This is a genomic window from Flavobacterium xylosi (assembly GCF_042787345.1).
In the GTDB taxonomy this organism is placed as follows: Bacteria; Bacteroidota; Bacteroidia; order Flavobacteriales; family Flavobacteriaceae; genus Flavobacterium; species Flavobacterium xylosi.
Window position 1 is genome coordinate 49861 of sequence record NZ_JBHZPZ010000014.1, and the last position, 19036, is coordinate 68896.

A 19036-nucleotide genomic window follows, 5' to 3' on the forward strand; every position below is an offset into this window, starting at 1 on the left:
TTTCGAATGAAAAAAATTATTATTCTATTGAGTGTTTTTTCTATTGGTTGTAAAACCCAAAATGTAATGATAAAGCCCACAGGACTATTTGCTGATAAGGCAATGGTAGTTTCGGCACGGGAAGAAGCTTCAAAAATAGGTGTCGAAATCATGAGAAAAGGCGGTAATGCTTTTGATGCGATGGTGGCAACCGAATTGGCTCTTGCAGTTGCTTACCCGTTTGCAGGTAATCTTGGCGGAGGCGGTTTCATGGTCTATCGAAAAGCAAATGGCGAAATTGGTTCTTTGGATTACCGAGAAAAAGCGCCATTAGCAGCCACGAAAGATATGTTTCTTGACGAAAAAGGAAATGTTATAAAAGGAAAAAGTACAACTACAGCACTCGCCATTGGGATACCGGGAACTATTGCAGGTGTATTTGAAGTATATAGAAAACTAGGTTCCTTGCCTATCGAAGAAATATTGAAACCCGTAATTGAGTTAGCAGAAAGAGGTGTCATTGTTACCAAAAAACAAGAACTTCGATTTAATGATTATAAAGCTGAAATATTGAAAAAAAACGGGCCAAATTCTTTATTTTCTGCTGTTTTTAAAGAAAATGACTTTATAAAATATCCTGCATTAGCGGCTACCTTAAAAAGGATTTCAAAAAATGGAAGAGATGAATTTTACAAAGGGAAAACTGCTGAAATATTAGTAAAATATCTTCAGGAAAAAGGAGCGATAATCACCTTGGAAGATTTGGCCAAATACGAAGCTAAATGGAGAACACCACTAACTTTTGACTACAAGGATTTAAAGGTAATCTCCATGCCTCCACCAAGCAGCGGCGGAATTTGTCTGGCTGAAATATTCAAAATGATAGTGCCTTTTGATCTGGCTAAAATGGGACATAATTCAACAGAAGCCATTCAAGTGATTGTAGAAGCCGAAAGAAGGGCGTATGCCGACAGAAGTTATTATCTGGGTGATCCTGATTTTGTAAAAATACCCTTAAAGGAATTAATGTCAGATGACTATTTGAAAAAGAGAATGTCAAATTTCAGTTTCAAGAAAGCCACTCTATCATCGGAAATAAAAGAAGGAAAAGTAAATTATAACGAGAGTATGGAGACTACCCATTATTCTATTGTGGATCAGTTTGGTAATGCAGTTTCGTCAACTACAACATTAAACGACGGTTATGGTTCTAAATATTATTGTGATGAATTGGGCTTTTTCCTAAACAATGAAATGGATGATTTCAGTGCCAAACCAGGTGAACCAAATATGTTTGGGTTGGTAGGAAACGAAGCCAACAGCATTGCACCACAAAAACGAATGTTGAGTTCTATGACTCCAACAATTGTCGAGAAAAACGGAAAATTATTTATGGTTTTGGGTTCACCGGGAGGGTCAACGATTATCACTTCAGTTTTACAAACAATATTAAATGTTTACGAGTATCGTTTAAGCATGCAGCAAGCGGTAAATGCACCTCGTTTTCATCATCAATGGCTTCCTGATCTTATTACTTTTGAACCGAACACTTTCGATAGTAAAACCTTTGAAGCCTTGAAATCAAAAGGATATCTTATCAATGAAAAAACAACACCAGTGATTGGTAAAGTAGATGCGATTTTGGCTTTGCCAAATAAAACTTTGGAAGGAGGAGCCGATTTCAGAGGAGATGATAAAGCAGTTGGATTTTAGACAGATGAGTTTTATAAACACCCTGGAATTAGCTTTCAAAAAAAACAGTAACGCCGAAAATGCTTTTGCGATGGCAAAATACATGAAGAACAACTTTCCTTTTTTTGGAATAAAAACCGAGGACAGAAGACTTATTTTCAAGGAAATTTGGAAATAAAAGAAAAACGAGGTTGCTGAAAATACAAGAGAAATTGCATTAGAATTATTTTATAAATCACAACGAGAGTTTCATTATTGTGCCATTGAAATTTTAATAAAAGGACTCAAGGGGAATTATAAAAAAGAAGATATTCAACTGATTGAAAAACTGATAAGCAACAATGCTTGGTGGGACAGTGTGGATACAATTGCAAAGTACATTTTGGGTGAATATCTCTTGGAATTTCCGTTAGAAACCAAAAATGTAATTGCGCGATTTTCAAATTCAGAAAGTATATGGCTGAATCGAAGCGCAATTCTATTTCAATTAAACTATAAACAAAAGACAAACTTTGACATATCAAAAGTTGAATGTAATAAACACAAAATGTCTAAAGAATTTTTCATTCAAAAAGCTATTGGCTGGGCGTTAAGAAAATATGCAAAGTCAAATCCCGAAGAAGTGAAAAATTTTGTTTATAATAATAATTTAATGCCTTTGAGCACAAAAGAAGCATTAAAAAACAGTAATTGAGCTTATAATAATTGTACTTTAGCACTCTTTAAAAAAATAGAATGTTCAAAAAATATCTCTCGAAATTAGAAATCGTAATCGCTTTTGCACAATCTATTTTAACGCCAAAGCAGTTTATATTTTTATCTGCTGTTTTGGTTGGTATCTCATCCGCTTTTGCTGTAATAGTTTTAAAATCATTTGCTCACTGGGTGTTCTCTTTTGCGACTTATATTAATGGTATTTTAAAATTAAGCTTCATCAATAGTATTTTACCAATAATTGGAATACTCTTGACTATTTTTGTAGTCAAAAAAGTTCTGGGAGGCACAATTGAGAAGGGAACTTCACAGATTTTATATACTGTTGCAAAAAAAGCGAGTATCATTCCAAAAAAGCAGATGTATGCTCAAATCATTACGAGCTCGCTTACCGTTGGCTTAGGAGGTTCAGCTGGTTTAGAAAGCCCAATTGTGATTACTGGTGCCGCTTTTGGATCTAATTATGCCCAGCGATACAAATTAAGTTATAAAGACAGGACCTTACTTATTGGTTGCGGTGTTGCGGCTGGTGTCGCTGCGGCTTTTAATGCTCCAATTGCCGGTGTACTATTTGCAATTGAAGTGTTGCTTGTTGACGTGAGTATTTCAGCATTTACTCCAATTATGATTGCTGCAGCTACTGGTGCCTTAGTATCTGTAATTGTTTTAGATGAAAGTATTTTATTGTCTTTCAAACAGCAACAAACATTTGATTTTCACAACATTCCTTTTTACATCCTTCTGGGTATATTTACAGGATTTATCTCTGTCTATTATTCCCGAAACTTCGCAAGGGTAGAACATTTTTTTGGCCGACTTAAATTATCTCCCTATAAAAAAGCCTTATTTGGCTCTTCGATATTGGCAATTATAATCTTTGTTTTTCCCACGCTTTTTGGAGAGGGTTATGAGAGTATTAAAACTTTGTCTGAAAGTGATCCAGGTCAATTACTTGAAAATACACTTTTCAGCGGCTTTAGAAATAATAGTTGGGCCCTTTTGATATTTGTTGGTTTAACAATGATGTTGAAAGTTTTTGCAACAGGAATTACTTTAGGTTGTGGTGGTAATGGCGGAAACTTCGCTCCTTCCCTATTTTTGGGTTCATATGTGGGGTTTTTCTTTTCTAAATTTCTAAATCTAACGGGATTGACGAAGTTACCTATCAGTAATTTTACAATGGTTGGGATGGCAGGAATTCTAAGTGGATTGTTTCATGCACCATTGACAGCCATCTTCTTGATTGCTGAAATTACCGGAGGTTATAACTTGATGATTCCTCTTATGATTGTTGCCTCTATCAGTTTTGCAATTTCAAAACGTTTTGAAAAACATTCCATGGACGTCAAGAGTTTAGCGGCAAAAGGACATGCGTTTACGAGTAACAAAGACTCAAACATTCTAACGACATTAGATACTAATTCCATCATTCAAACGGATTATTTAACCGTTTCCCCTGACGAAAATTTAGAACGGTTAGTTGATTTAATTTCACATTCTAATCAGGTTATTTTTGCTGTAGTTGATAAAGACAAAAAAATGGTTGGCATTGTTCATTTTAATACAATCAGAGAGATTATATTTAATCATTATCGAGTAAAATACACGCTGATAAAAGAAATTATGATTCAACCCATCGAAATCATTACTCCTAATGATAGTATGGAAATTGTAATGAATAAATTTGAAAATGCAAAAGTGGTATTTCTTCCGGTACTAAAAGACGGAAAATACTATGGTTTTATCTCTAAATCTGTTGCTCTGGAGGCCTATAGAACCAAATTAAAATCTATGACTATTGAATAAATTTTAATATTAAAATGATATTATTGATCCACATACAGAATAGAAAACGCTAACTTAGGTTGGCGTTTTTTTATATCCTAATTTAACATAAACTTCTAAAGTTTTCTATCGAAAGATTAAATAAAAATGTACTTTCCGACGAAATATGATAGTTGATTGAGTCCCTAACAATCTCATAATGTTCTAATTATATTTTCTTTCTTTCATACATTATTATTTAATATCTTTAGGCATAATTATAATCTCTAAATTAATTAACAAGAATATCATTTCATCTTGTAACATTTTAAAATAAATTTATACTAACACAATAAACCAAACAAAAAATTATGAAAACATTAAAATTATCAATCGTTGCATTCTTATTTTCTATTGTAAGTACTTCTGTTTTTGCACAAAGTGCAGATGAAGTTATCTCTAAATACTTTACAACTATTGGTGGTGTAGAAAGATTAAAACCCCTTAAAGGTGTTAAAATGGAAATGACCATTAATGCTCAGGGTATGGAAATTCCAGTTGAAATGGTACAATTAGCTGGAGGTAAGATGTATGTTAAAATTTCTTTACAAGGAAAAGAAATCACACAAATGGCATCGGACGGTAAAACCATTTGGAATACTAATTTCATGACGATGAAAGCGGAAAAAAATGATGCTGAGACAACGGCAAATGCTATTCTAAGCAACAACGACTTTCCGGATGCATTGTTAGACTATAAAGCTAAAGGATACGCAGCAGAATTTATAGGCAAAGAAACTAAAGAAGGTACGGAATGTTTCAAGATAAAATTCACAAAAAAACCAGTCACTGTTGAAGGTGTAAAAATGGATGATATATCCTATTACTATTTTGACACTGAAAATTATTTACCAATAGCCACAGAAACAGAGATTAAACAAGGTCCAATGAAAGGTCAAAAATCAGTTTCAACAATGAGTGATTATCAAGAAGTTGATGGTGTATTTTTTCCATTTGCCATGAATATGGGAGGTCAAGATATGAAAATTAAAAAAGTAACTTTAAACCCTACTGTTGCTGACAGCGCTTTTGCTTTTCCAGCGCAATAATATCAAGCTATAACAATCAATCCTCAACCTGCGTTGGGGATTTTTTTAAAACTCTTTTTATGAAATAGCCATGTTTCTTAAAACACAAATTGTGTCTAACGATTTTTCTTCATGGTGCATAACCTATTCCTATAAAAAAATATTATCTACGTATGAAAAAAACCAATCTATTAATAGCAACTTTACTTCTTTTTGTGTCATCAACAATTAATGCACAAGAAAAAGTAATCCTTAAAGGAAAAGAATTATTTGGTGACATTTCCGCAAGACATCTTGGTCCGGCGTTGATGAGCGGTCGTATTACCGACTTGGAAATGCATCCAACCAATAACAAAATAGTCTATACGGCTACCGCTGGTGGTGGTGTCTGGAAAAGTTATGACGGCGGAGCCTCATTCGCTCCAATTTTCGATGAACACATTCAGTCTATCGGTTGTATCGCCATTGACCCATCAAAACCTGATCAGAATATTTGGGTAGGAACTGGTGAAACCTGGACACGAAACAGCGTATCCGTAGGTGACGGAATATACAAATCTACAGATGGAGGACAGAACTGGAAAAATATGGGATTGCCAAAATCTGACCGTATCAGCTCTATTGTAATCGATCCAAAAAACAGTGATGTGGTATGGGTGGGTGTATTAGGAGCCTTATGGGGAGACAGCGAAGAAAGAGGTATTTATAAAACTACAGACGGCGGAACCACTTGGAAAAAAGAATTTTACGTTGATGTAAAAACAGGTTGTTCGGATCTAATTATGGATCCAAAAAATGCTAACATCATGTATGCCAGCTTTTGGGAATTCCGAAGAACGGGATGGTCATTTAGTTCTGGTGGGACACAATCTGCATTATACAAATCGATTGATGGCGGAAAAACATGGAACAAAATCCACAATGGTTTCCCTCAGGGCAAATTAGGAAGAATCGCAATCGCCGTTGCGCCTACAAATTCAAATATTTTATATTCCGTACTTGAAACTGAAAAAAGTGATAAAAATGGCTTATATCGTTCCGATGATGCAGGCACAACATGGAAACATTTAAACAGTGATTTTGGTTTGGTGGTACGTCCTTTTTACTTTTCAAGAATTGTGGTAGATCCAAAAAACGCTGACATCGTTGTTAAAGGTGGGTTAATGGGTTCTATTAGCCGAGATGGCGGAAAGACTTTTAAGAGTTTAGGAAATATGCATGGCGACATTCACGATGTTACTTTTGATATTAATGACAGCAATCGTATGTATTCTGGAACCGATGGCGGTGTATATAGAAGCTGGGACGGTGGCTCAACCATGGAAATGGTGAGTAATTTACCCGTTTCCCAATTTTATCATGTGAGTATAGACGATAATGAACCTTATAATGTATATGGTGGATTACAAGATAATGGTTCTTGGTACGGCCCTTCTAAAAGTCCGGGTGGTATTGAAGCAAGAGACTGGACTCGAGTGGGTTATGGAGATGGCTTTAGAGTGGTGAAACACCCTTCAAAAAACATCATTTACAGCGAAATGCAAGGAGCCGAAAGCGTTTGGCGTTTCAATATTGACAGTCAAGAACTTATTACTATACAGCCACTTGCCATAAAAGGAGATCCTAAACTGCGTTTCAACTGGAATACTCCTATGGAAGTCAGCAAAAAGCAAACAAACCGCCTTTATATAGGAAGTCAGTTTGTTCATAAATCCGAAGATATGGGGCGCACTTGGACAAAAATCTCACCGGATTTAACAACAAACGATCCTAAAAAAATGAATCAGGAAAACTCGGGAGGTTTATCCAAAGATAACTCGGGAGCCGAAAATCATTGTACACTTTTCACCATTGCAGAATCACCGCTAAACGAAAATATCATTTGGGCAGGAAGTGATGATGGCAATATTCACGTTACAAAAGATGGTGGAAAAACATGGACAAATGTTGTGGCTAATATCACAGGATTGCCAAAAAACACTTGGTGTTACCATATTGAAGCCAGTGTTTTTGGAGAAGGAACAGCATATGCCGTTTTCGAAGGACATACCAATAACGATTACACTCCATACACCTATAAAACAACAGATTTTGGTAAAACCTGGAAATCAATAATCACGGCTGATGTGGACGGATTTGTACGTAACATTCAAGAAGACTATATAAATGAAAATTTATTATTTTTAGGAACCGAAAAAGGATTATATATAACTATTGATGGCGGAAGCAATTGGTCGCATTTTACAAACAAAATGCCATCGGTAGCGATTCACTACATGGAGTTAAATAAGAAAACCAATGATTTGGTTATGGCTACCCACGGAAGAGGAATTATCATTCTGGATGATATTAGTCCACTACGCCAAATCAACCAAGTAGTATTAAATAAAGACTTGCATTTCTTTGATTTAAAACCAGCGGTAATAGAAGAACAGTCAAATTTTGGAACAACGGCAACCGAATTGGAATTTGTTGGAAATAATCCATCTTCGAGTGCCCAGATTATTTATTATCTAAAAAAACGTCATACTTTAGGAAAAATGGATCTTGAAATTCAAGATGAAAATGGTAACAAAATAAATACTCTTACCCCTGGTAAACAAAAAGGGATCAATGTTGTAAATTGGAATTACAACATGAAAAACCCTAAAATTGCAGCAGGAAAAACGCTCTCCTATTATGGATTTACAGCACCAAGAGTAGCCGAAGGAAACTACAAAGCGGTCCTTACAAAAGGAAAAGAAACCTACACGTACATGCTAAAAGTAGCAAACGACCCGAAAAGTAGTATTTCCGTAGCAGACCGTCAAAAAGAAAGAGAAATTACGCGTGTATTATTCAACATGAACGAGGAGTTGGCCTACACAGTTTATGAAATCGACCAAACCAATAGTTTGCTAACCGAACTTATGGAAAAAGACAAAGGATATACAAAAGAAGCTACCAAAATAAAAACGGCTTTTGATAATTTAAAAGCCAAATTGGTGGTGACAACTGGTGATAACTATGTAGGTTCAGCAGAGCCACAATTACGAGAAAAATTGGGAGCATTATATTCTAATATCGCCAGTAGTTTTACGGCACCTTCTCCTTCACAACTGGAGAACATGGAAGCAATAAAAGAACGATTTGATAATTCAATAAACGAATTTAAAACGTTAAAGTCAAAACACCAAGCTTCTTATCAAAAGAAAGCAAAAGAAAGTAATATTCCCTTTGTGCTTAAACCTTTTAATGAATTTGTAACCGAATAATATTTTATCAAAATTCCTTAAATAAAACGCTAACTTAGGTTGGCGTTTTTTTATATCCTAATTTAACATAAACTTCTAAACTGTTGTATCGAAAGAATAAATCAAAATGGTAACTTTGCTTCCGACCATTCGGAATTTGCAAAAACTATGTTAGACAAAGACAATACCATTGAAGTTCAAGGCGCTCGCGTTCACAACTTAAAGAATATAGATGTTTCCATTCCTCGTGAAAAACTGGTCGTGATTACCGGTCTTTCAGGTTCTGGAAAATCCTCCTTAGCTTTTGATACAATTTATGCCGAAGGGCAACGCCGTTATGTAGAAACTTTTTCTGCTTATGCGCGTCAATTTCTAGGTGGTCTGGAACGACCCGATGTAGATAAAATTGACGGACTTTCCCCTGTAATTGCCATCGAACAAAAAACTACCAGTAAAAGTCCGCGTTCCACCGTGGGAACTATCACTGAAATTTACGATTTCCTGCGTTTATTGTACGCCCGTGGCGCTGATGCGTACAGCTACAATACCGGCGAAAAAATGGTTTCCTATTCTGATGAGCAAATCAAGGATTTGATTATTCAAGATTTTACAGGAAAACGCATTAATATTTTGGCACCGGTTATTCGAGCAAGAAAAGGACATTATGCCGAACTTTTTCAACAAATTGCTAAGCAAGGGTTTCTTAAAGTTAGAGTGAATGGTGATATACTGGATATCACTTTAGGAATGAAATTAGACCGTTACAAAACACACGATATAGAAATTGTTGTGGACAGAATGGTTATTGATGATACGCCTGAAAATGAAAAACGTTTGACCGAAAGCATTGATACAGCCATGCATCATGGGGAGAATGTGTTGATGGTTTTGGATCAAGATTCTAATGAAGTAAGGTTTTTTAGTCGGAATTTAATGTGTCCTTCTACCGGAATTTCTTATCAGAATCCGGAACCCAATTTATTTTCTTTCAATTCCCCAAAAGGGGCTTGCGATCATTGCAACGGATTAGGAACGGTAAATGAAATTAATCCGAAGAAGATTATTCCAAATCCAAAATTATCAATAAAAGCGGGTGGTTTTGCTCCTTTGGGCGAATACAAATCATCCTGGATTTTCAAGCAATTGGAAATAATTGGAGAGAAATATGGTTTCAAATTAACGGATCCAGTTAGCACCATTCCCCAGGAAGCGATGGAAATGATTTTGAATGGCGGAAAAGAAAAATTTACCATCAATTCTAAAGATTTAGGCGTTGCCAGAGAATATAAAATTGATTTTGAAGGGATTTCACATTTCATCAAAAATCAACATGACGAAAGTGGTTCCACCAGTATAAAACGCTGGGCCAAGGAATTCATGGACGAAATAAAATGTCCGGTTTGCGAAGGCTCCCGTTTGAAAAAAGAAGCACAGTTCTTTAAAATTAATGGAAAAAACATTACCGAATTGTGCGATATGGACATTTCGGATCTGACGACTTGGTTTTACGATTTAGACAACCACTTGTCAGATAAACAAAAGCGTATCGCAACGGAAGTAATCAAAGAAATTAAGGACCGATTGAACTTTTTGATGAATGTAGGTTTGGATTATTTGGCTTTAAGCCGAAGTTCTAAATCACTTTCGGGTGGTGAAGCACAACGTATCCGTTTGGCAACTCAAATTGGTTCCCAGTTGGTTGGTGTTTTATATATTCTGGATGAACCAAGTATTGGTTTACACCAAAGAGACAATGACAAACTGATTCATTCACTCGAACAATTACGCGATATTGGAAACTCGGTGATAGTGGTGGAACATGATAAAGACATGATTGAACGTGCGGATTATGTAATTGACATTGGACCAAAAGCAGGAAAATATGGAGGCGAAATAATCAGTAAAGGAACACCTGCCGAAATCCTGAAACATCATACTATTACAGCAATGTATATGAATGGTGAAATGAAAATTGAAGTTCCAAAAAAACGTAGAGAAGGAAATGGAAAATTCCTGAAACTAACGGGAGCAACGGGAAATAACTTGAAAAACGTTTCGATAGAATTGCCTTTGGGTAAAATGATTTGCGTAACGGGAGTCTCAGGAAGTGGTAAATCGACTTTGATTAATGAGACGCTCTACCCTATTTTGAATGCGTATTATTTCAACGGTGTCAAAAAACCGCAACCGTATAAAAAAATTGAAGGCTTGGAGCACATCGATAAAGTGATTGATATTGACCAAAGCCCTATTGGCAGAACGCCACGCTCGAATCCGGCAACATATACCGAAGTATTTACAGAAATCAGAAATCTGTTTACCATGACTTCTGAAAGTTTGATACGCGGTTATAAAGCGGGTCGATTTAGTTTTAATGTAAAAGGAGGACGCTGTGAAACCTGCCAAGGTTCTGGAGTTCGTACAATTGAAATGAACTTCTTACCTGATGTGTATGTGGAATGTGAAACCTGTCAAGGAAAGCGTTTTAACAGAGAAACATTGGAGATTCGATTCAAGGGGAAATCCATTTCGGATGTCTTGAATATGACGGTTGATGAAGCGGTTCCGTTTTTTGAAATGATTCCGAAGATTTACAGAAAAGTAAAAACCATCCAGGATGTTGGTTTGGGTTATATTACACTTGGGCAACAAAGCACAACGCTTTCCGGCGGTGAGGCACAACGTATCAAACTGGCTGGAGAATTATCCAAAAAAGATACGGGTAACACGTTTTATATTCTGGACGAACCCACAACAGGCTTGCATTTTGAAGACATTAGAGTATTGATGGAAGTGATTAATAAACTGGTTGATAAAGGAAATACGATATTGATTATCGAACACAATATGGATGTTATCAAACTGGCAGATTACATAATTGACATTGGTCCTGAAGGCGGAAAAGGAGGCGGACAGCTAATTGCCAAAGGAACTCCAGAGGAAATTATAAAAAATAAAAAAAGCTATACGGCGCAATTCTTGAAAAAAGAATTACTTTAGTATTTCGGATTCCCTAGCCCTGATGGAAGCGGCATCCTTTTTCTTGCTTTTTTGCAAGCAAAAGATACAGCGTACAGCAGGAAAAAGATCCAAAAAAATAAGATTATAAAATATAGAAAATGAGATTAGAAGATTTTGATAATGATGAGGATAAAGTTATCCAAGACCGATTAAAAAGAAAGACTTGGAACGAAATAAGAACCAATGACAGTTGGGCGATTTTTAAAATCATGGCCGAATTTGTAAACGGTTATGAGAGTATGGGACGCATAGGTCCTTGCGTAACTATTTTTGGCTCTGCCAGAACAAAACCAGAGCATGATTATTATTTGCTTGCCGAAAAAATTGCCTATAAAATAAGTAAAGCGGGTTATGGCGTGATTACTGGCGGCGGACCCGGAATTATGGAAGCAGGTAATAAAGGTGCACATTTAGGCGGTGGAACCTCAGTAGGACTGAACATTGTATTGCCATTTGAGCAACATTACAATCCTTATATTGACAGTGACAAAAATTTGAATTTTGATTATTTCTTTGTTCGAAAAGTAATGTTTGTCAAATATTCCCAAGGTTTTGTTGTTATGCCAGGAGGTTTTGGAACTATGGACGAATTGTTTGAAGCCATGACTTTGATTCAGACAAAAAAAATAGCCCGATTCCCTATTATACTCGTTGGAACCAGTTTTTGGTCGGGCTTGATTGATTGGATTAAAACAGTATTAGTAGAAAGAGAAGGTACAGTTCACGCGGAAGATTTGAATTTATTTAAAATTGTTGACACCGAAGATGAGGTGGTTGAAGTTTTAGATAAATTTTATAAAAAATACGATTTATCTCCCAATTTTTAAGAATAAGCTGCCTAAAAGCAGCTTTTTTTATTTTATTTTGAACCAACATTTCTTCATTTAATGTTTAATAATAAGTACATTTATTTTTTATTAAATTTTACATCATTTACTTGAAATCATTCTATAAAATCATCGTTTTAGTTCTTGTTTTATTGGCTTCAATAAAACAATATGGACAACATCATTCTACAATGACTGTAGAATTGAATACAGAGACTAAAACGCTACATGTAGAACAAGAACTGACTTTTTTCAATCAGTCGAATGATAATTTGACATCGATTGTTTTGAATGACTGGAACAATGCCTATTCTGATAAAAATACTCCATTGGCCAAACGCTTTTCGGATGAGTTTTACAGAGGTTTTCATTTAGCAAAAGAGGAAGAACGAGGAAATACCAAAAATTTGACGATTACGGATAAAAGTCATTTAGTACTTACTTCCGAACGAACTGATAAAAATCCAGATTTTATCGTTGTTAAATTGGACCAAACATTATTTCCAAACCAAAAAATCACTTTACATCTCTCCTATATTGTTAAAATTCCAAGCGATAAATTTACCAAATACGGTTATAATGATAAAGGCGAAATGAACCTAAAAAACTGGTTCCTAACTCCTGCGCGCTATGAAAATCATGATTTTATAAGATACAGCAACAACAATCTGGATGATATCTCGAACGCTGTTTCGGACTTTGATATTGATTTGAAGATTCCTGCTACTTTAGAAGCTACTTCCGATTTAAATAATAATACCCCAATCAAGAGGGAAGGTTTTTATATCTATAAATTATCTGGAAAAAACAGAACAGATTTCAGTCTTTTTATAGAACCAAAATCCAGTTACATCAGTTTTAAAAACAGTACTAACGAGGTGCTGACCAATCTTAAAGAAAATAAAATAAGTGCAGTTCAAAAGGCAATTATTATGGATCGTGTGATGATTTATGTCACTAAGCAAATTGGCCAATATCCACATGAAAAAATAATTGTTTCGCAAACCGATTACGAGAGAAATCCATTTTATGGTTTGAATCAATTACCTTCTTTTTTAAGCCCATTTCCGGATGAATTTATTTTTGAAATTAAATTTTTGAAAACCTATCTGAATTCGTATTTGAAAAATAGTTTACGATTAAATCCTAGAAATGACAACTGGATTTATGATGGGATTCAGGTTTATGCGATGATGAAATATATTGAAGGAAATCATTCAAATACGAAGATGTTTGGCAGCATTTCTAAATTTAGATTATTGAAAAGTTATAATTTGACCAACTTAGATTTTAACGAGCAATACAGCTATTTTTATATGCTTATGGCCCGGAAAAATTTAGATCAGCCATTAGGAGATCCAAAAAACACCTTAATAAAATTCAATGAACAAATTGCGAGTAAATATCGTGCGGGTCTAAGTCTTTTATTTTTGGATGATTATTTAAACCAAAATACGGTAAACAATAGCATTCGTCAATTTTACTTTCAAAACAAGGAAAAACAAACATCAAGAAATGATTTTGAAGTCCTGTTAAAATCAAATACAAACAAAGATATTGACTGGTTTTTTAAAACTATCATCAATTCCCGAGATATCATTGACTACAAATTTTCGAGCCTTTCAAGGACACAAGACAGTATTACCTTTTCCGTAAAAAGTAAAACAGGAGCTCTAGTCCCTATTCCTGTTTATGGGATTAAAAAAGGAGAAGTTGTTTTTAAAAAATGGCTCGATATCCCTGAAATAGACAGCAGTTTTACAATAGAAAGAAAAAGTGCTGATAAAATCGTCTTAAATTATAAAAACGAAGTTCCGGAATATAATTTAAGAAATAATTGGAAATCATTAAGCAGTTTTTATCCAAACAATCGTCCTTTTAAATTTAATTTTATGAAGGACTTAGAAGATCCCTACTACAATCAAATTTTATATGTACCCACATTAACTTATAATTTATACGATGGTTTGTCACCGGGACTGCGATTACACAACAAAACGATATTAGACAAACCCTTTATTTTTGATATAAATCCATCTTATTCTACAAAAACTAATAATTTATCCGGTTCTGGTGGGTTTGCAATTAATCAAAATTATAGAGAAAACAGACTTTATAATGTACGATACTCTTTTTCAAGTTCTTATTTTCATTATGCTCCAGACGCTTATTACCTCAAGATCAATCCAATGGTTCAAATGCGAATCAGAGAAGAAAATTTTAGAGACAACAGAAAACAATTAATACTGCTGCGTCAGGTAGTGGTAAATAGAGAAGAGAGTGCCTTTGTCGTTGATAATTCCACCGAAAATTATTCGGTTTTTGATGCGAAATACTTTAGTTCAAAAACAGAAGTCACCGAACATTTCAGTTTTATGTCAGACTTCCAAATCTCTGGCGAATTCGGAAAAATTACAAGTGAATTGGAATATCGTAAACTCTTTGAAAATAACCTCCAAATCAATTTTAGATGGTACGCCGGAAGCTTTTTATACAATAAAACCGATTCTGATTTCTTTAGTTTTGCACTAGACAGACCTACGGATTATTTGTTTGATTATGGCTATTATGGAAGATCGGAAAGTACCGGTCTATTTAGTCAGCAGTTTATATTAGCGGAAGGTGGATTTAAATCTAAATTGGCAACTCCTTATGCCAATCAATGGATGACAACGGTAAATGGAAGTTTTAATATCTGGAATTGGATTGAAATCTATGGCGATATGGGGTTAGTTAAAAGCAGGTATCAAAATGCAAAATTTGTTTACGACAGCGGTATTCGTCTTAATTTGGTTACCGATTATTTCGAATTGTATTTCCCTGTATATTCTAATAACGGATGGGAAATAGCGCAGAATAATTACAATGAAAAAATAAGATTTTTAGTTACTTTTTCACCAAAAACATTAATCAATCTTTTTAATCGAAAATGGTTCTAATCGATTGCTAAAATGATTTTTATTTACGTAATTATCATTAAAACAGCTATTTTAATAAATATAATGAAAAAAGAGCTGCGTTTTAGACCCAATTTATTGCAATAATTAAATTATATTTTTTTCAATGAATTATGAAAATAGCTAGTTTTTAATTAAATTTGCCTCACAAAGTTATACTTTTCAATTATGATAAAAGAAAAAACCAATTCTACATTGACATTTGAAGATTTCAAAACCGAAGTATTAAATGACTATAGAATAGCCATAGTAAGTCGGGAATGTAGTCTATTAGGACGTAAAGAAGTATTAACCGGAAAAGCAAAATTTGGAATTTTTGGAGACGGAAAAGAAGTGCCACAGTTAGCTATGGCCAAAGCTTTCAAAGATGGTGATTTTCGATCGGGATATTATCGTGACCAAACTTTTATGATGGCCATTGGTGAATTAACCGTCCAACAATTTTTTGCAGGATTGTACGGTCATACAGATATTGAACAAGAACCAATGTCAGCAGGAAGGCAAATGGGTGGGCACTTTGCCACACACAGTTTGAATGAAGACGGATCTTGGAAAGATTTAACAAAACAAAAAAATTCAAGTGCGGATATTTCCCCTACAGCCGGGCAAATGCCTAGATTATTAGGACTTGCACAAGCTTCAAAGATTTACAGAGAGGTTTCAGGAATAAAAAACGCAAGTAATTTCTCTAATGGAGGTAATGAAATTGCATGGGGAACGATAGGAAATGCCAGCACCTCTGAGGGGTTGTTTTTTGAAACCATAAATGCTGCGGGTGTTTTGCAAGTACCGATGGTTATGAGCGTGTGGGATGATGAATATGGTATTTCGGTACATGCAAGACATCAAACTACTAAAGAAAACATTTCTGAAATTCTAAAAGGATATCAAAAAGAAGAAGATACCAATGGGTTTGAAATCCTGAGAGTAAAAGGATGGGATTATGTTGACTTAGTTGCAACTTATGAAAAAGCAGCGGCGATATCAAGAGAAAATCATGTTCCTGTTTTAATACATGTAAACGAACTTACACAACCACAGGGTCATTCCAGTTCAGGATCCCATGAAAGATACAAGGATGCAGCCAGATTAGCCTGGGAGAAAGATTTTGATTGTCTTCGCCAAATGAAACTATGGATGATTGCCATTAACATTGCTTCTCCAGAAGAAATTGAAGCCATTGATCAGGAAGCCAGAAAAGAAGTATTGGAAGGAAAAAAAGCGGCCTGGCTTGCCTTTTTGAGTCCTGTAATTGAAGAACAAAAAGAACTGGTTTCTTTGTTGCAAAAAGTAGCAGAAACAAGTAAAAATAAAGACACAATCTTAAAATTCATTTCTGAATTAAGCAGCAATAAATCTCCTTTGAAAAAAGAAATTCTTGTTGCGGCCCGAAAAACATTACGATTAGTAATGAATGAAAACGGAAAAGAGGAATTGTCTCAATGGATAAAGGCATATACTAAAAAAACACAGGTAAATTTTAGCAGTAACTTATTTTCTGAAACCGAATTGAATGTATTTTCAGTAGACAAAGTTTTACCGGTATATTCAGAAAATGCGACAGAAGACACGGACGGACGCATGATTTTGCGTGATAATTTTGATGCTATTTTTACCAAATATCCGGAAACATTGATTTTTGGTGAAGATGCAGGAAATATTGGTGATGTAAACCAAGGTTTAGAGGGAATGCAAGAGAAATATGGAGAACTCCGTGTCGCCGATGTAGGAATTCGTGAAGCAACCATTATTGGTCAAGGTATCGGAATGGCATTACGTGGTTTACGCCCAATCGCTGAAATTCAATATTTAGATTATTTGCTGTATGCCATCCAAATTATGAGCGATGATCTAGCAACATTAAGATATCGTACGGTAGGTAAACAAAAAGCCCCTTTAATTATACGCACACGTGGTCATCGTTTAGAAGGAATCTGGCATTCAGGATCTCCTATGGGAATGATTATTAATGCTATTAGAGGAATTCACGTTTTAGTTCCACGAAACATGACACAAGCTGCAGGATTTTACAATTCTTTGTTAGAATGTGACGAACCAGCTCTAGTAATCGAATGTTTGAATGGCTACCGATTAAAAGAAAAAATGCCGTTGAATTATGGTGAATTTAAAACACCTATTGGCGTTGTCGAAACATTGAAAGAAGGAACAGATATTACATTAGTTTCTTATGGTTCCACTTTGAGATTGGTACAACAAGCGGCCAAAGAATTACTTGAAGTTGGAATTGATTGTGAGATTATCGATTTACAATCTTTATTGCCGTTTGACATCAACCAAGATGTAGTAAAAAGTATTGCCAAAACGAACCGTCTTTTAGTAATAGACGAAGATGTACCAGGTGGTGCTTCCGCTTATATCTTGCAACAAATTGTAGAACAACAAGATGCTTACAATTACTTAGACAGTAAACCACAAACGTTAACTTCAAAAGCGCACAGACCTGCATATGGAACAGATGGCGATTACTTCTCAAAACCTTCCACTGAAGATATTTTTGAAAAAGTATACGCAATGATGAATGAGGTAAATCCTTCAAAGTTTCCAAGTTTGTATTAAAAGCTTTTTTATAAAAATGAAATCCCAATCTACATTCAGGTTGGGATTTTTTTTGAATTTTAATTAATATTTTTTTTTTTAAATTAAAATACTAAATTGGTATCCAATTAATCAGTCAATAACCATTATACAAAATATTATGAGAAAAATAACACTGCTTTTAGGAGTACTTTCGATTATGACCATTGTTTCGTGCAAGAAAAAAGACGACAAACCTATGACTCCACAGGTAGAAACAACTACAGTAACAACTCGCGCTACTCATGCTCCTTCAAGGCAAGCGAAAGACAGTACTTCCATAATAGTTGGTACAAATGGCGTGAATGTTACTACTAAAAGTGATGCTACTAAAACTAGTGTTAATGTTTCCGGTGGTACAGCAAAAATTGAGGTGAAAAAATAACATTCAACTATATTCTCTTAATTAAAAGTTATAATGCCAATGTAAATTTTTTATGTTGGCATTTTTTATTTTATTTTAAACTTTATTACAAATACTGCAAAATGAGCACATTAGAAACTATTTTAGAAAGCATTCAAAACGTCAAAGTAATCGATGATTCTGTTGATAATAAATACTATACTCTTTTGGATTTATCCGTTTCAAATAGTTTTTTTTCAAAACAAGAAATTAGCGCATCAAGCGATTTTGAAGAATTTATTGAAAAATATTTAGCAAAAGAAAATTCAAAAGTAGCTTTTGGTGGTTACAATGAAGAACGCAATTTATACAAGCGAAGCGCCGTTTTTAATGATGCCGAAACAGAAGAACGAAATATTCATATTGGATTAGATTTATGGATAAAAGCCGGAACTCCGGTACTAGCGGCACTTGACGGGACAATCCACAGTTTTAAACGCAATGTAGGTTTCGGGGATTACGGTCCAACTATTATTTTAAAACACACCATAGAAAGTCATACTTTTTATACGCTATATGGACATCTTTCATTAAAAAGTATTACAGAAATTGAAATTGGGGCCGTTTTTAAGAAAGGACAACAATTAGCAACTTTGGGTAAATCAGACATTAATGGAGATTATTCGCCACATTTACATTTCCAAATTATAAAAAACATAGGAGATAATTTTGGCGATTATCCGGGAGTTTGCAGCAAAAATGATCTCGATTATTATTTAGAAAACTGTCCAGATCCAAACATATTATTAAAAATCACATAAAT

10 protein-coding genes and 1 pseudogene are annotated in these 19036 nt (G+C 34.7%); all 11 read left to right on the top strand.

Annotation, left to right across the window (positions count from 1 at the left end):
* The first annotated feature begins 6 nt into the window (after positions 1-6).
* The 11 genes and pseudogenes from ggt (at position 7) to ACFX5E_RS12310 (ending at position 19034) form a co-directional block, all read left to right on the top strand.
* A complete protein-coding gene (gene ggt, locus ACFX5E_RS12260; protein WP_379855433.1) occupies positions 7-1692 on the top strand; it encodes a gamma-glutamyltransferase in 1686 nt (561 codons plus the stop codon).
* Between the two features lie 4 nt (positions 1693-1696).
* Positions 1697-2365, top strand: a pseudogene (locus ACFX5E_RS12265) (DNA alkylation repair protein).
* A 41-nt stretch (positions 2366-2406) separates the two neighbouring features.
* Positions 2407-4191 carry a chloride channel protein gene (locus ACFX5E_RS12270; protein WP_379855434.1) on the top strand — a complete coding sequence of 595 codons (1785 nt, stop codon included), beginning with the start codon at positions 2407-2409 and terminating at the stop codon, positions 4189-4191.
* A gap of 329 nt (positions 4192-4520) precedes the next feature.
* Positions 4521-5258, top strand: a complete 738-nt coding sequence (locus ACFX5E_RS12275) for a LolA-like protein (protein ID WP_379855435.1) — start codon at positions 4521-4523, stop codon at positions 5256-5258.
* A 152-nt stretch (positions 5259-5410) separates the two neighbouring features.
* Positions 5411-8491 carry a WD40/YVTN/BNR-like repeat-containing protein gene (locus tag ACFX5E_RS12280; RefSeq protein ID WP_379855436.1) on the top strand — a complete coding sequence of 1027 codons (3081 nt, stop codon included), beginning with the start codon at positions 5411-5413 and terminating at the stop codon, positions 8489-8491.
* A 147-nt stretch (positions 8492-8638) separates the two neighbouring features.
* Positions 8639-11470, top strand: coding sequence for an excinuclease ABC subunit UvrA (gene uvrA, locus ACFX5E_RS12285; RefSeq protein WP_379855438.1), 2832 nt, complete (start codon positions 8639-8641; stop codon positions 11468-11470).
* Positions 11471-11589: 119 nt separating this feature from the next.
* A complete protein-coding gene (locus ACFX5E_RS12290) occupies positions 11590-12318 on the top strand; it encodes an LOG family protein (RefSeq protein WP_379855439.1) in 729 nt (242 codons plus the stop codon).
* 191 nt (positions 12319-12509) lie between these two features.
* Positions 12510-15257: a gluzincin family metallopeptidase gene (locus ACFX5E_RS12295; RefSeq protein ID WP_379855462.1), complete on the top strand. Its 2748-nt coding sequence runs from the start codon at positions 12510-12512 to the stop codon at positions 15255-15257.
* Between the two features lie 186 nt (positions 15258-15443).
* Positions 15444-17852, top strand: a complete 2409-nt coding sequence (locus ACFX5E_RS12300; RefSeq protein WP_379855440.1) for an alpha-ketoacid dehydrogenase subunit alpha/beta — start codon at positions 15444-15446, stop codon at positions 17850-17852.
* Positions 17853-17991: 139 nt separating this feature from the next.
* Positions 17992-18255, top strand: a complete 264-nt coding sequence (locus ACFX5E_RS12305; protein WP_379855441.1) for a hypothetical protein — start codon at positions 17992-17994, stop codon at positions 18253-18255.
* Positions 18256-18356: 101 nt separating this feature from the next.
* Complete coding sequence (locus ACFX5E_RS12310) at positions 18357-19034, top strand: peptidoglycan DD-metalloendopeptidase family protein (RefSeq protein WP_379855442.1); 678 nt, start codon at positions 18357-18359, stop codon at positions 19032-19034.
* The last annotated feature ends 2 nt before the right edge of the window (positions 19035-19036 follow it).

Bases quoted from the DNA above. Each gene is read 5' to 3' on its own strand.
- uvrA (WP_379855438.1), top strand. From the start codon at position 8,639: ATGTTAGACAAAGACAATACCATTGAAGTTCAAGGCGCTCGCGTTCAC.
- ACFX5E_RS12305 (WP_379855441.1), top strand. From the start codon at position 17,992: ATGAGAAAAATAACACTGCTTTTAGGAGTACTTTCGATTATGACCATT.
- ACFX5E_RS12295 (WP_379855462.1), top strand. From the start codon at position 12,510: ATGACTGTAGAATTGAATACAGAGACTAAAACGCTACATGTAGAACAA.
- ACFX5E_RS12290 (WP_379855439.1), top strand. From the start codon at position 11,590: ATGAGATTAGAAGATTTTGATAATGATGAGGATAAAGTTATCCAAGAC.
- ACFX5E_RS12280 (WP_379855436.1), top strand. From the start codon at position 5,411: ATGAAAAAAACCAATCTATTAATAGCAACTTTACTTCTTTTTGTGTCA.
- ggt (WP_379855433.1), top strand. From the start codon at position 7: ATGAAAAAAATTATTATTCTATTGAGTGTTTTTTCTATTGGTTGTAAA.
- ACFX5E_RS12310 (WP_379855442.1), top strand. From the start codon at position 18,357: ATGAGCACATTAGAAACTATTTTAGAAAGCATTCAAAACGTCAAAGTA.
- ACFX5E_RS12270 (WP_379855434.1), top strand. From the start codon at position 2,407: ATGTTCAAAAAATATCTCTCGAAATTAGAAATCGTAATCGCTTTTGCA.
- ACFX5E_RS12300 (WP_379855440.1), top strand. From the start codon at position 15,444: ATGATAAAAGAAAAAACCAATTCTACATTGACATTTGAAGATTTCAAA.
- ACFX5E_RS12275 (WP_379855435.1), top strand. From the start codon at position 4,521: ATGAAAACATTAAAATTATCAATCGTTGCATTCTTATTTTCTATTGTA.